The organism is Lentilactobacillus parabuchneri DSM 5707 = NBRC 107865, from assembly GCF_001435315.1.
Lineage (GTDB): Bacteria > Bacillota > Bacilli > Lactobacillales > Lactobacillaceae > Lentilactobacillus > Lentilactobacillus parabuchneri.
In genome coordinates this window covers 53,767-66,512 of the sequence record NZ_AZGK01000007.1, presented here as the reverse complement: position 1 = coordinate 66,512, position 12,746 = coordinate 53,767, and the positions used below count along the sequence as shown (strand labels likewise).

At 46.8% G+C, this 12,746-nt stretch carries 14 protein-coding genes and 1 other annotated feature (1 of these 15 running past the window's edge); all 14 genes read left to right on the top strand.

Annotated elements, in window-relative coordinates; translation table 11 throughout:
* Positions 1-91 (top strand) — a binding site (T-box leader); it begins 165 nt to the left of the window's first position.
* A 56-nt stretch (positions 92-147) separates the two neighbouring features.
* The 14 genes from FC51_RS07865 (at position 148) to FC51_RS07800 (ending at position 12,728) form a co-directional block, all read left to right on the top strand.
* Positions 148-1,290: an ATP phosphoribosyltransferase regulatory subunit gene (locus FC51_RS07865; RefSeq protein ID WP_057909516.1), complete on the top strand. Its 1,143-nt coding sequence runs from the start codon at positions 148-150 to the stop codon at positions 1,288-1,290.
* A complete protein-coding gene (gene hisG, locus FC51_RS07860) occupies positions 1,290-1,943 on the top strand; it encodes an ATP phosphoribosyltransferase (RefSeq protein WP_057909517.1) in 654 nt (217 codons plus the stop codon). Before FC51_RS07865 ends, hisG begins: the two co-directional genes overlap by 1 nt.
* A gap of 5 nt (positions 1,944-1,948) precedes the next feature.
* Positions 1,949-2,533, top strand: a complete 585-nt coding sequence (gene hisB / locus FC51_RS07855) for an imidazoleglycerol-phosphate dehydratase HisB (RefSeq protein ID WP_057909518.1) — start codon at positions 1,949-1,951, stop codon at positions 2,531-2,533.
* Positions 2,533-3,159 (top strand): imidazole glycerol phosphate synthase subunit HisH, encoded by a 627-nt coding sequence (gene hisH / locus FC51_RS07850; protein WP_057909519.1) that lies wholly within the window; start codon positions 2,533-2,535, stop codon positions 3,157-3,159. Before hisB ends, hisH begins: the two co-directional genes overlap by 1 nt.
* Complete coding sequence (gene hisA, locus FC51_RS07845) at positions 3,137-3,865, top strand: 1-(5-phosphoribosyl)-5-[(5-phosphoribosylamino)methylideneamino]imidazole-4-carboxamide isomerase (RefSeq protein ID WP_057909520.1); 729 nt, start codon at positions 3,137-3,139, stop codon at positions 3,863-3,865. The genes hisH and hisA overlap by 23 nt, the downstream gene beginning before the upstream one ends.
* Positions 3,855-4,613: an imidazole glycerol phosphate synthase subunit HisF gene (gene hisF, locus FC51_RS07840; protein ID WP_057909521.1), complete on the top strand. Its 759-nt coding sequence runs from the start codon at positions 3,855-3,857 to the stop codon at positions 4,611-4,613. Before hisA ends, hisF begins: the two co-directional genes overlap by 11 nt.
* Before the next feature lie 32 nt (positions 4,614-4,645).
* Complete coding sequence (gene hisI / locus FC51_RS07835; RefSeq protein WP_081038407.1) at positions 4,646-4,945, top strand: phosphoribosyl-AMP cyclohydrolase; 300 nt, start codon at positions 4,646-4,648, stop codon at positions 4,943-4,945.
* Position 4,946: 1 nt separating this feature from the next.
* A complete protein-coding gene (gene hisE, locus FC51_RS07830) occupies positions 4,947-5,267 on the top strand; it encodes a phosphoribosyl-ATP diphosphatase (RefSeq protein WP_057909522.1) in 321 nt (106 codons plus the stop codon).
* Positions 5,268-5,269: 2 nt separating this feature from the next.
* A complete protein-coding gene (gene hisC / locus FC51_RS07825; protein ID WP_057909523.1) occupies positions 5,270-6,349 on the top strand; it encodes a histidinol-phosphate transaminase in 1,080 nt (359 codons plus the stop codon).
* A 116-nt stretch (positions 6,350-6,465) separates the two neighbouring features.
* Positions 6,466-7,590, top strand: coding sequence for a tRNA 2-thiouridine(34) synthase MnmA (gene mnmA / locus FC51_RS07820; RefSeq protein ID WP_057911257.1), 1,125 nt, complete (start codon positions 6,466-6,468; stop codon positions 7,588-7,590).
* A 190-nt stretch (positions 7,591-7,780) separates the two neighbouring features.
* Positions 7,781-8,437, top strand: coding sequence for a histidine phosphatase family protein (locus tag FC51_RS07815; RefSeq protein WP_057909525.1), 657 nt, complete (start codon positions 7,781-7,783; stop codon positions 8,435-8,437).
* Between the two features lie 8 nt (positions 8,438-8,445).
* Positions 8,446-9,189 (top strand): tetratricopeptide repeat protein, encoded by a 744-nt coding sequence (locus FC51_RS07810; protein ID WP_057909526.1) that lies wholly within the window; start codon positions 8,446-8,448, stop codon positions 9,187-9,189.
* 29 nt (positions 9,190-9,218) lie between these two features.
* Entirely contained in the window at positions 9,219-11,684 is a 2,466-nt protein-coding gene (recD2, locus tag FC51_RS07805) for an SF1B family DNA helicase RecD2 (RefSeq protein WP_081037516.1), read from the top strand.
* A gap of 84 nt (positions 11,685-11,768) precedes the next feature.
* Positions 11,769-12,728 (top strand): ribose-phosphate diphosphokinase, encoded by a 960-nt coding sequence (locus FC51_RS07800; protein WP_057909527.1) that lies wholly within the window; start codon positions 11,769-11,771, stop codon positions 12,726-12,728.
* Positions 12,729-12,746 lie beyond the last annotated feature (18 nt).

The window sequence follows — 12,746 nt, the reverse complement described above, 5'->3', positions numbered from 1 at the left end:
AGAGGATGACTAGATATTGGCAACGTAAGGCCGGCTACTGTGAGGCAGCGGCAAATTGGGGTGGAACCACGACATTTAAGGCGTCCTCGAAGACTGAATACAGTTTTCGGGGACTTTTTTTTATTCAAGAAATTGGGAAGTGACGGTATGAAAAATAAAAATTTACCAAGCGGAACCCGCGATGAACTCGGAGTTCAAGCTGAAGTTAAGGAATCAATTGAAAATAAATTATTTAAGAATTTCAGAAACCGCGGATTTCGGAAATTAACGACACCGGTTTTGGAATACTCAGATGTTTTCCAGCCGTTGAATGCAGACAACTATCGACCTTATCAACTGTTGGATGATCAGGGGGAACCGTTAGTATTAAGGCCGGATCTAACGTTGCCGGTTGCCCGGGTGATGGCGACGACCGGCGTTGATCTGCCAGTCAAATGGTACTACGGTGGCGACGTCTTCCGGGTCAAAAAACAGTTATCCGGAAGCTACAACCAGCTGACCCAAGCCGGCATTGAAATTGTCGGTTACCGGGGATTGAAAGCGGATTGGGAATGCTTGGACGTTGCGTTGTCCGGCTGTCGGGAAATGGCGATCAAAAACGTCACCGTTGAACTGAGTCACGCCAAATTTGTGGCCGTGGTTGTCGACCAACTGGGGCTTCCGGAAGCCACCGGTGATAGTCTCAAACAGGCGCTGTTTAATAAAGATTTAAGCAAGTTTGACAGTTTGATTGCCCCGCTAAAACAAAGCGACTTCGGCGACTTTCTCCAGGAATGGCCGTGGTTGTTTGGTGATTTTGACCAAGTGATGGAAGTCGTTGACCGTTTACCCGAGATTCCAGCGTTACAGCCGATCATCAGTGACCTTCAGTCAACGGCCCAATTCATTAATGAAATGTACCCCGATGACACGGTCACCGTTGACCTCAGTATTCCTTCTCCTCAGCAGTACTACACCGGCATGGCGTTTCGAGGCTTTACCGAGCAGTCAGCCGACTACCTGTTTAGCGGCGGTCGCTATGACGACTTACTGACAAATTTTCAAAAGGTCAAGACTTCCGCGGTGGGCGTTGCTTTCGACGTTGATTCGTTGGTTGAACGCACCGCACTTCCTGCAGACACACCGCAGTCTTTGATTTTCTTCAACGATGACCAGTGGGAAGCCGCCGTTGAAACGTTGGCCAAAACACCAAATTCAACCCTCTGTCTGACAAACGACCGTGAAGCTGCCAAACGACTGGCAGCAAGCAACGGCAGTCAACTGATTGATTTAACAAAGCAGGTGAAATAATGAAACGATTAAAAATCGCCTTAACTAAAGGCCGTACCGAACAGCAGGTAGTTCCGCTACTAGAAGCGAGTGGCATCAATTGTGACGGTATTCGAAACAAACAACGGCGATTGATCTTTGATGAAGATCCCCGTTACGAAATTATTTTGGTGAAGGGACCGGACGTCTTGACCTACCTCAACAACGGATCGGTTCAAATTGGGATTGTTGGCAGCGACATTCTTGATGAGCAACAGAATTCCCAGTACGCCATGCTTGACCTGAGCGTTGGCAAATGCCGGTTCGTTCTGGCATCGACTTCTGATTTTGACCCTCAGGCTCACCGGCGAAAGATTATCGCGACCAAGTATCCCAACATCACCAAGCGTTATTTTCAAGGGATTGGTGAGGATGTTGAAATCATTAAAATTGAAGGCTCGGTTGAACTGGCGCCGCTGATTGGCTTGGCGGATGCGATCGTCGACATTGTCGAAACCGGAAATACCCTTAGAGAAAATCATCTTCAAGTCTATGCACGGCTTCAGCCGGTCAACACCAAGTTGGTCGTCAACCGATTGGCACTTCGCCAGTATCAGCCACAGATCAAGCAACTCATCACGAATTTACAGCGCGCCGACCAACAATCAGGACAATCTAATTTAATCAAGGAGTGACCAATATGAGACAGGCAACGATTTCCAGAAATACAAACGAAACTCAGGTTGACTTATCACTGAACTTGGACGACTATTCAAAAATTCAAATTGACACTGGGATTGGCTTTTTTAACCATATGCTCGACGCGTTTGCCCGCCATGGCCGCTTCGGCTTGGTCGTGAAAGCCAAAGGTGATTTGGATGTGGATCCGCACCATACAACCGAAGACGTTGGCATTGCGCTGGGGATGGCGTTAAAACAAGCCCTTGGTGACAAAGCCGGCATTGAGCGGTTCGGTTCCGCACTAATTCCGCTGGACGAAACCTTGAGTCGGGTAGTGATTGACCTGTCAGGGCGTTCGTATCTGGTATTCAAAGCAGAATTCGATAACGACCACCTTGGTGGCTACGATACCGAAGTAACCGAAGATTTCTTCCAAGCGCTTGCGTTTAATGCCGAGCTGAATTTACACGCCGAAGTGCTGTACGGCAGAAACACCCACCACAAAATCGAAACGCTGTTTAAGGCGTTGGGAAGGGCACTGCGAGCCGCCGTCAGCTTAAATCCTGAGATAAAGGGGATTCCGTCAACCAAGGGGGTTATCTAATGATTGTTGTGATTGATTACGACACCGGAAACACGCGAAACGTAAAAAAAGCGTTGGATTATCTGGGAGTTGAAAGTGTTTTAAGTGCGGATCCGGGACAAATTTTAAGTGCAGACGGCCTGATTTTACCAGGCGTGGGTGCGTTTAAAAAAGCCATGTTGTCATTAAAAGAACGTGGCCTGGTGACGGTGATTCAAGAAGCCGCCAGTTCCAAAATTCCGATTCTCGGCATTTGCCTGGGGATGCAGGTTTTATTTGAAACAAGTGACGAGTTTGGCCAAACTGACGGCCTAGGCCTGATTCCAGGGCGAGTCGTTGCAATTCCCGATAATTTGGGCGTTAAGGTTCCCCATATGGGATGGGATCAAAATCAAGTCACGCAAGCAGACCCGTTGGCAGACGTATTTGATAACCAGTTCAGCTACTTCGTTCATTCCTACTATGCCAAAACGGATTCGGCTAATATCCTCGCCACCGTTGATTACGGGGTAAGCATCCCCAGTATTGTCCGTAAAGAAAATGTGATCGGCATGCAATTTCACCCCGAAAAAAGTGGAACGGTTGGACTTGCAGGCTTAACGAAATTTAAGGAGTTGGTTGAAAATGCAGATTATTCCCGCAATTGATTTGAAAAATCAGCAAAGCGTCCGCCTGTATCAAGGGGACTTCAAACAAACAACCGTCATCAGTCAATCTCCGGTTGAACAAGCCGTCAGCATTGAACAGGCGGGACTGACCAACCTTCATTTAGTCGATTTGGATGGGGCCAAGTCCGGCCGACCAGTCAATCGGACAATCATTGAGCAGATTTGTGAGCAAACCGACCTCAAGGTTGAAGTTGGCGGCGGGATTCGCTCAATGTCTCAGATTAATGCCTACCTGACGTCCGGCGTTGACCGGGTCATCCTGGGGTCAGCCGCATTGAACGACCCCAAGCTGGTTCAATCGGCGATTAACCAGTTTGGTGCCGATCAGATTGTCGTTGGAATTGATGGCAAAAATGGCCAGGTCGCCGTCTCCGGTTGGCTGGAACAAAGCCAGGTGGAAATGGCTTCGCTGATGGCCTCGATGGCTGCGTTTGGAGTTGAGACCTTTATTGTCACCGACATTTCCCGTGACGGCACCATGTCGGGCCCCAACACGGCGCAATTAAGCCAGTTACAAGTGAAATTTCCAGAAGTCACCGTCATTGCTTCGGGCGGTATTCGAAACGTGGCGGATTTACAACAACTTGAAGCGGCCGGCATTAAAGCCGCAATTGTCGGCAAGGCCATGGCCACTGGAGACTTACCCTTACAAACATTAGCGGAGGTGAACGCCCGTGTTGGCTAAACGAATTATTCCCTGCCTGGACGTTGATCACGGCAGAGTTAAAAAAGGCGTCAACTTTGTCAATTTGCAAGATGTCGGTGACCCCACCGAAATTGCGGCTGCTTATCAAAAGCAGGGGGCTGATGAATTGGTCTTTTTGGATATCACCGCAACCAACGAGAAACGAAAAGCGATTGTGGCAACGATTGAAGAAGTCGCCAGTCAGGTTTTTATGCCCCTGACCGTTGGCGGCGGGATTCACAACGTTGACGATATGCAGAATTTACTCAAGGCAGGCGCCGACAAGACGGCAGTTAATTCCGCGGCGGTCAGTGATCCAGACCTCATTACCCAAGGGGCAGAAAAATTTGGCGCCCAATGTGTTGTTTTAGCCATTGATGCCAAATGGAATCCTGTTCGACAAGGCTACGATGTTTACGTTAACGGCGGCCGCAAGCAAACTGATTTGGATGCGATCGAGTGGGCCAAAGAAGGCGTCCGGCGCGGTGCGGGTGAACTCCTAGTCACCAGCATGGATAAGGACGGCACCAAAAGCGGCTACGACATTGCCTTGTACCAGCAGTTAACGGCCGCCGTCAACGTTCCGGTTATCGCTTCCGGTGGCTGTGGCCAAATCAATGATTTTTCGGAAGTCTTTGCCAAAACAGATGTCGATGGGGCGCTGGCAGCGTCAGTTTTTCATTTTGGCGAACTGACAATTCCACAAGTCAAACAGGATTTAAGAACAAAAGGGGTGATCGTACGTTAACACCAAATTTTGAAAAGTACCCGGATGGATTAGTGCCGACGATTGTCATTGATGATCGGACCAAACAGGTTTTGATGATGGCTTATGTTAATGAAGAAAGTTTTAATTTGAGCCTCAAAACCAGACAAACCTGGTTTTGGTCAGGAAGTCGAAAAGAGCTGTGGCACAAGGGGGCAACCAGCGGTAACACCCAACAGATTGTCTCAATTGACATTGACTGTGATGAAGACACGTTATTAATGAAGGTCATCCCGGCTGGCCCGGCTTGTCATACTGGGCACACCAGCTGCTTTTACCGAACAATTTTACCTGTTGCAAACGAGGAGGAATAGTATGCAAGATTTAGACGAATTATACCAATTAATTTTAGAGCGGAAAAATAACCCCGAGAAAGGCTCATACACGGATTATTTGTTTACCAAGGGCCTCGATAAGATTTTGAAGAAAATCGGTGAGGAGGCCACTGAGGTGGTGGTTGCCGCAAAGAACCCATCCGATCCGGACTTTATTTTGGAAGTGGCCGATTTGGCCTACCACGTTGAGGTGTTGATGGCGGAACGCGGCATTACCCCTGATCAGATTAAGCAGGAGTTAGCCAGCCGTGAAGGCAAGAAGAGCATCACCCGGGACCGTAAACAAATTAAGGAGTGGTGAGGATGGTCAAAGAAGCCGTTAAACACTTAAAGCCCTACATTCCGGAGTTGACGTTGGCTCAATTGAAAGAAAAGGTGGGCTTAAAGCAGCTGGTCCGACTATCGGCCAACGAAAATGCGTTTGGGACGTCACCTGATGTGGCCAAGGCGTTGGACAAGTGGCACTATGAAGACGCCAACCTTTATCCGGATAGCAATGCTGCTGAACTCCGGTCGATCATTGCTTCGCAGTTTGATATCAGTGAGCAGCAGCTGATTTTTGGCAACGGCCTGGACGAGATCATTGAATTATTATGCCGGGTCATTTTGAAACCGGGTGACGAAGTTCTGGATCCGGAGCCAACGTTTTCAGAATACGCCTTGCACTCCCAAATTGAGGGGGCGACGTTAAAATCGGTCGCGCTGGATGAATCCGGCCGGATTGATTTAAACGCGTTGGCAAATGAAATCACTGACAAAACCAGCATGATTTGGCTCTGTAATCCTAATAATCCGACCGGCACGTTCTTGGGTCCAAACCTGATCCAGTCCTTTTTAGAAAACGTTCCTGAAACAGTGACGGTGATTGTCGATGAAGCCTATATTGATTTTACCGGCAACGCACATGATTCTGTGATCGGGTTGACGCATCAGTTCCGTAATTTGGTGGTGCTTCGGACTTTTTCCAAAGCGTACGGCCTGGCCAACTTCCGGGTTGGCTTTGCGGTTTGTTCGGAACCGTTAATCGGCTACCTGCAAGCGGTTCGGCTGCCTTACAATTTGAGCACTTTTGCAGAAATTGCCGCCACGGCTGCTTTTAAGGACCAATCGTTTGTTCAGTCAACAGTCAAACAGGTTATTTCTGAGCGCCAAAAATGGGAGCACTTCTTGATTAAAGCGGGACTGCCATTTTATGATTCGGCCACGAACTTCATTTTCTTTCAGGTTAAAGGTGGGGATGCAGATGAACTTCATCAATATTTGTTGGCACACGGTTATTTACTTCGGAACGGTTTACGCCAGGACTGGCTGCGCGTTACCATCGGCAAGCCGGAAGACAACCAAGCTGTTCAAAGCCTGATTGAAGAATTTCTTGGCAGCTAATTTCTACTTACAATAAGTAGCATTCATTTCAAGAATGCGTTATTATTAAATTTACTGGAAATTACGACCTTCAACTCGTGGATTCTCCAGAATCTAATTGAAATGATGGTGGTTTTATGCAAGACAACAGTCAAATTCGGGTTGTTGTTGGTATGAGCGGAGGGGTCGACTCATCTGTCGTCGCTTACCTGCTCAAACAACAAGGATACGATGTGATTGGCGTTTTCATGAAGAACTGGGATGATACTGATGAAAACGGCGTATGTACTGCAACCGAAGACTATAAAGACGTTGCTAAAGTCGCTAACAGGATCGGCATCCCATATTATTCTGTTAACTTTGAAAAGGAGTACTGGGACCGTGTGTTCACGTATTTCTTGGACGAGTACAAAAAGGGCAGAACACCCGATCCTGACGTGATTTGTAATAAGGAAATCAAGTTTAAGGCATTTTTGGACTACGCCTTGGAATTGGGTGCCGATTACATTGCGACCGGACACTATGCGCAATTGACCCGAGACGAAGATGGTCACAACCATCTGTTGCGGGCATCCGATGGCAACAAGGACCAAACTTATTTCTTGAGCCAGCTTTCAGCTGATCAGCTTGATCGAGTCATGTTTCCAATTGGCAATATGGTCAAGCCGGACGTCCGAAAGATTGCCAAAGAAGCTGGATTGGCGACCGCCGATAAGAAAGATTCTGTTGGGATTTGTTTTATTGGTGAGAAGAATTTCAAGAACTTCTTGGGCCACTATCTACCAGCAACACCTGGCAAGATGATGACCGTTGACGGTGAAGTCAAGGGCCAACACGACGGCTTGATGTACTACACGATCGGCCAACGAAAGGGTCTTGGAATCGGTGGCGATGGGATTGATAATCAGCCATGGTTCGTTGTCGGCAAAGATTTGAAGAAGAATATTTTATACGTGGGCAAGGGTTACCATAATCCACTGTTATACGCTGATTACCTTGAGGCATCAGATATTCATTGGGTCAACACCCTTGACCGCGGCAAAGACTTCCACTGCACCGCTAAGTTCCGCTATCGCCAAAAGGACACCGGCGTGACGGTTCACATCAGTGATGATGGCACATCGGTTCGCGTTGACTTTGACGCACCGGTTCGTGCCATTACACCCGGTCAAGCAGTTGTCTTTTATGACGGTGACGAGTGCTTGGGTTCTGCGATTATTGACGCTGCTTATAAGCAGGCCAAGGAATTGCAGTATGTATAATGAAAAAAGTTGACGATTGCGTCAACTTTTTTATTTTGGGTTGGGTTATTTTTCGATAACATCTCGCACCAACGACTTTGGAAACAATTCATGAAAGCCAAATTTATTAAGAAATTTATTTTCAGTTTTGAAATCATGGCCCTTTCCTGTCATAATGTAAGAAGCTAAAACCGTTTGGGAGGAAAGAAAATTGACTAAACTGTACTTTGTTAGACACGGTAAAACGGAATGGAATCTTGAAAGCCGCTATCAAGGTGCTGGCGGGGATTCACCGCTGCTTCCCCAAAGCTATGCCGAAATGGAAGCATTAGGAAAATATTTTCAAAAAGTCACGTTTGCCCATATTTATTCAAGCCCCATCAAACGGGCGCGAGTGACGGCTGCCCGAATTAATCGCAAACTTAAGAAGCACGCCAACATTTCACTTCTTTCAAGACTGGAAGAATTCCACCTTGGAAAAATGGAAGGCCAAAAGTTTGACGACGTGAAGCGGACCTACCCCAAGCAATTCGAAGATTTTCGCAATCATCCGGATTTGTATCAGCCGGGTGAAATTGGTGGTGAAAGCTACCAAGACGTCATTAATCGGATGACGCCGGCAATCACTGCCATTGTCAACCGTTATCCAGACGACAACGTGATGATCGTCTCTCATGGCGCCGCATTGAATGCGGAAATCAATGCGTTGCTGGGAGTCCCGTTACCGGACCTGAGAAAGCGTGGCGGTTTGGCCAACACCAGCACCACGATTTTGCAGAGTAACGACCAGGGGAAAACCTATCAGTTGTTAGACTGGAATGATACCAGCTATTTAAATAAAAAATTGGACCCAACAGATTTGGTCTAGGTGAGCATATGGCAAATAATAATTCTGATAAAATTAAAAAGTTACAAGAAAAAAATCAAGAGAATCAACGTATTTATACTAAGAAACGTGAGGCTGAAGAAGCAAAGGCCAAGGCGGCTATTCATGAGCTGGTCAAAAAAGTTGATCAGGATCCGGATAATTACCACAATTACTATGATTTAGCGACTTTTCTGGTTGAAGCAAAGGATTATGAACAGGCCGAAGAACTTTTAATGAAGGCACTCGGCTTATTTGATAAGGCCACGCAAGACGTTCAGGATACTTTGAAGTTTGGCCTCGGAAATGTCTATTATGCGGCGGCAGAATACGATAAGGCCATTAAGATTTTTCAAGAAATTGCCGATAAGAAGCTTCAAGGCGAAGCTTATATTATGTTAGCCCAAAGCTACATGGCAAAAGGGGATAACAAACGGGCGATGGTTTTTGCCTTATCTGCGCAAAGTTCACATCATAATGACCCAGACGTCAACCAAATGATTGGTGACAACCTATTGGCACTGGGGAACTTTGCCCAAGCCGGTGAATTTTACGATATCGTTTTAAAAACGCAACCCGACAATGGCAAGGCGAATTTTAACCGTGGCCTGGTTGCAATGGTTAATGGCGAGGAATTTGAACCCTACTTTGAAAAGGCGAAGCGTGCCGATCCCGATTACTTTAATCGCGGCCAGGAAAAGTTAAAGGATATTGAAAAAGTCATTCAACTTAATAAGGATAAGAAAGACGATTGAGCACATTAGCTATTTGAAGGAGGATCAGCTTGGATCAGGCAATGGATTTATTTGGTTCACAACAAAATAATAACGAACCACAATACGTTGATGGCCGCTTAAAGGCGATCTTCTTTTCGAGTAACGACAGTTTTTATAAAGTGGTTTTGGTCGAAATTACGGATACCAATATTAATTGGCCGGAAGACGAGATCGTCGTGACTGGCAGTTTCGGGGATTTGGTTGAAGAAAATAGTTATCATTTTATGGGAAAGTTAGTTGACCATCCCCGGTATGGCAAGCAATTTCAAGCGACCAATTATTCAAGCTTAATTGCGACCACTCAAGAGGGCGTCATCAAGTATCTTTCGGGAGATCGATTCCCAGGGGTTGGTAAAAAAACCGCCGAACGGGTCGTGGATGCCCTGGGTGATGACGCAATTGAAAAAATCACGGCGGACAGCCGGGTGTTGGAAGACGTTCCGATTAGCCCTAAGTCACGTTCGGCCATTATCGATAATCTTGATTCTGACGATGGGTTGGAAAAAGTCATTGTGGGCCTCAATAGCTATGGCTTTTCCAGTGCGATTGCGTCCTCGATTTATCAAAAATACCATGAAGACGCGTTGACAATCATCGCCAACAATCCTTACCAGTTAGTTGAAGATATTGACGGCATTAGTTTTAAACGGGCCGACGCGATTGCCCTTAAATTGGGCTTGGTTCCCGATTCCGACGAACGGATTCGGGCCGGCTTGATGTACGCGATTAATGAACTCTGCTTAAAAAATGGCGATACTTACACCACGACTCAGCCCTTGATTGAGATGGCTTCAAGTGTGTTGGAAGACAACTCCGAACAACAGATTTCCGGCAAAAAGCTCGCTGCCAGTTTGGTGGCCCTTGCTAAAGAAGGTAAAGTGATTGGCGAAGAAAACCGGATTTACTTAACCCGCTTGTATAACGCGGAAGTCCAGATTGCCGATCATCTCAATCGGGTCATTAAAAATAAGGACGATGAGGATCAGCTCAAAGAAGACGCGATTAAAAAGCAACTTCGAGTCGTTGAGAAAAAATTCGATATTAATTATGACGACTCTCAAGTCGCTGCGATCATTCAGGCCATTCAGTCGCCGGTGTTTATCCTGACGGGTGGCCCGGGGACAGGGAAAACAACCATCATCAATGGGATTGTCAACACCTATGCCCGCCTTCATGAGTATTCATTGGATATCAACGCCTATAAAGATAAGCCGTTTCCAATTGTCTTGGCGGCCCCAACTGGCCGGGCTGCCAAACACATGACCGAATCCACCGGACTTCCGGCCAGCACCATTCACCGGTTGTTGGGACTCAATGGTCGGGAGTCTAACGATGTGACCGGAACCAAAGATATTGAGGGCAGCTTGTTGATTATTGACGAAATGTCGATGGTTGACACTTACCTCTTCCGCTCACTGGTTCGAGCCATCCCCAACCACATGCAGGTTGTGTTGGTGGGGGATCAAGATCAGCTGCCATCAGTTGGTCCCGGACAGGTTTTCCACGATTTGCTTGTCTCCAAACAAATTCCGGCGATGCAACTTGATACGATTTATCGACAGGAAAGCGGCTCGTCGATCATTCAATTGGCCCATGATATTCACAGCGGGCATTTGTCGGCGAACTTTACGGATAATCAATCGGATCGATCCTTTATTCCCTGCAACGAAAATCAAATTGGCTCCGTGATTGAACAGGTCACTAATCGGGCCAGGCAAAAGGGCTTTGGTTTGATGGATGTCCAAGTGTTGGCACCAATGTATCGCGGCCGGGCCGGCATTGATCGAATTAATGACATTGTCCAAAATGTCTGGCAGGATCAAAAGTCGTCCAAAAAGTCGGTGACGATTCGCGATCATACTTACCAGATTGGCGATAAAGTTTTGCAGCTGGTTAATAATCCCGAACGCAATGTTTTCAACGGGGACCTCGGTATCATCGTCGGGATGGAAGCGCCAAAGGGCCAAAAAGCCCCGAACAAAATTACCATTGATTTTGATGAAACTGAGGTCACTTATGAGAATAATGAGTGGACCCAATTTACCTTGGCCTACTGTACGTCAATTCATAAGGCACAAGGTAGTGAGTTCAAGATGGTGATTTTGCCGATCGTCTGGCAGTTTTCACGAATGTTGCAGCGAAACCTGCTGTATACCGCGGTAACCCGTGCCAGTGATTTCTTAATTATGCTGGGTGAAAAAGAAGCTTTTGAACAGTGCGTCAAAAGCGTATCGGTTAACCGACAAACCAGTCTGGTCAAACGACTCGTCGATACGATTGGCGTTGTTGGGGACAAGCCTTCTGACAGTGTTGATCCAGACGATGATTTGGTCCAAGCAGATGATCCGTCTTCAACCGGCTCACAAGCGACCGGCCTTCCGGATCATTTGACGACCGATGTCATCAATCAAAACGTCATCGATCCGATGATTGGCATGGCGGACGTCTCGCCGAAAGACTTTATGAAATCCTAACTTAACGGCGAAATCTTACAATCATCATGTCAAAATATGGTAAAATTTAACTATATTGGTAAAGAAGAATACTTGGAGGATATCATGGCCGAATCAAACACGCATCCCAATCTTAAATTATTTTCTTTGAATTCCAACCGCCACTTGGCTGAGGAAATTAGTAAAGCAGTCGGTGTCCCACTCAGTAAAGCGACCGTTGAAAAGTTCAGTGACGATGAAATTAAAATCAGCGTTGACGAAAGTATCCGCGGTGACGAAGTCTATATCATTCAATCCGTTTCCGATCCCGTCAACTCGAATTTAATGGAGTTACTGATCATGGTTGATGCTGTTCGCCGGGCAAGTGCCAAGTCGATTAACGTGGTCATCCCATACTATGGGTATTCGAGAGCTGACCGAAAAGCCCGTTCCCGAGAACCAATTACAGCTAAATTAGTGGCTTCTTTCTTGGAAATGGACGGCGTTGACCGTGTGGTTGCACTTGATTTGCACGCCGATCAGATTCAGGGGTTCTTCAACATTCCCGTTGACCATCTTAAGGCGGACACACTGTTGGCCCATTATTTTGTCACTGAACACAATAGTTCAGACGTCGTGGTGGTTTCTCCTGATCATACGGGTGTTTCCAGAGCGCGGAAGTTTGCTGAACTGCTCAGTGCCCCAATTGCAATTATCGATAACCGTTCACCTGAGGATTCAACAACGGTTCCTGAATCAGTGATTGGGAGCGTGAATGGCAAACGGGCAATTATCGTCGACGATATGATCGATACCGCCTTCAAATTGACGATTGCAGCAGAGACCCTCAAAAAGGCCGGCGCGACGGATGTCTTTGCTGTGGCGACCCACGCGGTATTTTCAGGGGATGCGCAACAACGACTCCAAGATTCACCAATTAAAAAAGTGATCGTGACAGATTCTATCAGCATTTCCAAGGCCGATCAGTTTGAAAAGCTGGAAGTTGTTCCTGTCGGCAATTTGTTTGGCGAAGCAATTTCCTTGATTCATAATCACAAATCAGTTGGGAAGCTGTTTGGTAGATAAAAATATTTTACGAGGTGG

What these genes read in the sequence shown, in the direction of transcription:
- FC51_RS07865 (WP_057909516.1), top strand. Translation starts at nt 148, where the DNA reads ATGAAAAATAAAAATTTACCAAGCGGAACCCGCGATGAACTCGGAGTT.
- hisG (WP_057909517.1), top strand. Translation starts at nt 1,290, where the DNA reads ATGAAACGATTAAAAATCGCCTTAACTAAAGGCCGTACCGAACAGCAG.
- hisB (WP_057909518.1), top strand. Translation starts at nt 1,949, where the DNA reads ATGAGACAGGCAACGATTTCCAGAAATACAAACGAAACTCAGGTTGAC.
- hisH (WP_057909519.1), top strand. Translation starts at nt 2,533, where the DNA reads ATGATTGTTGTGATTGATTACGACACCGGAAACACGCGAAACGTAAAA.
- hisA (WP_057909520.1), top strand. Translation starts at nt 3,137, where the DNA reads ATGCAGATTATTCCCGCAATTGATTTGAAAAATCAGCAAAGCGTCCGC.
- hisE (WP_057909522.1), top strand. Translation starts at nt 4,947, where the DNA reads ATGCAAGATTTAGACGAATTATACCAATTAATTTTAGAGCGGAAAAAT.
- hisC (WP_057909523.1), top strand. Translation starts at nt 5,270, where the DNA reads ATGGTCAAAGAAGCCGTTAAACACTTAAAGCCCTACATTCCGGAGTTG.
- mnmA (WP_057911257.1), top strand. Translation starts at nt 6,466, where the DNA reads ATGCAAGACAACAGTCAAATTCGGGTTGTTGTTGGTATGAGCGGAGGG.
- FC51_RS07810 (WP_057909526.1), top strand. Translation starts at nt 8,446, where the DNA reads ATGGCAAATAATAATTCTGATAAAATTAAAAAGTTACAAGAAAAAAAT.
- FC51_RS07800 (WP_057909527.1), top strand. Translation starts at nt 11,769, where the DNA reads ATGGCCGAATCAAACACGCATCCCAATCTTAAATTATTTTCTTTGAAT.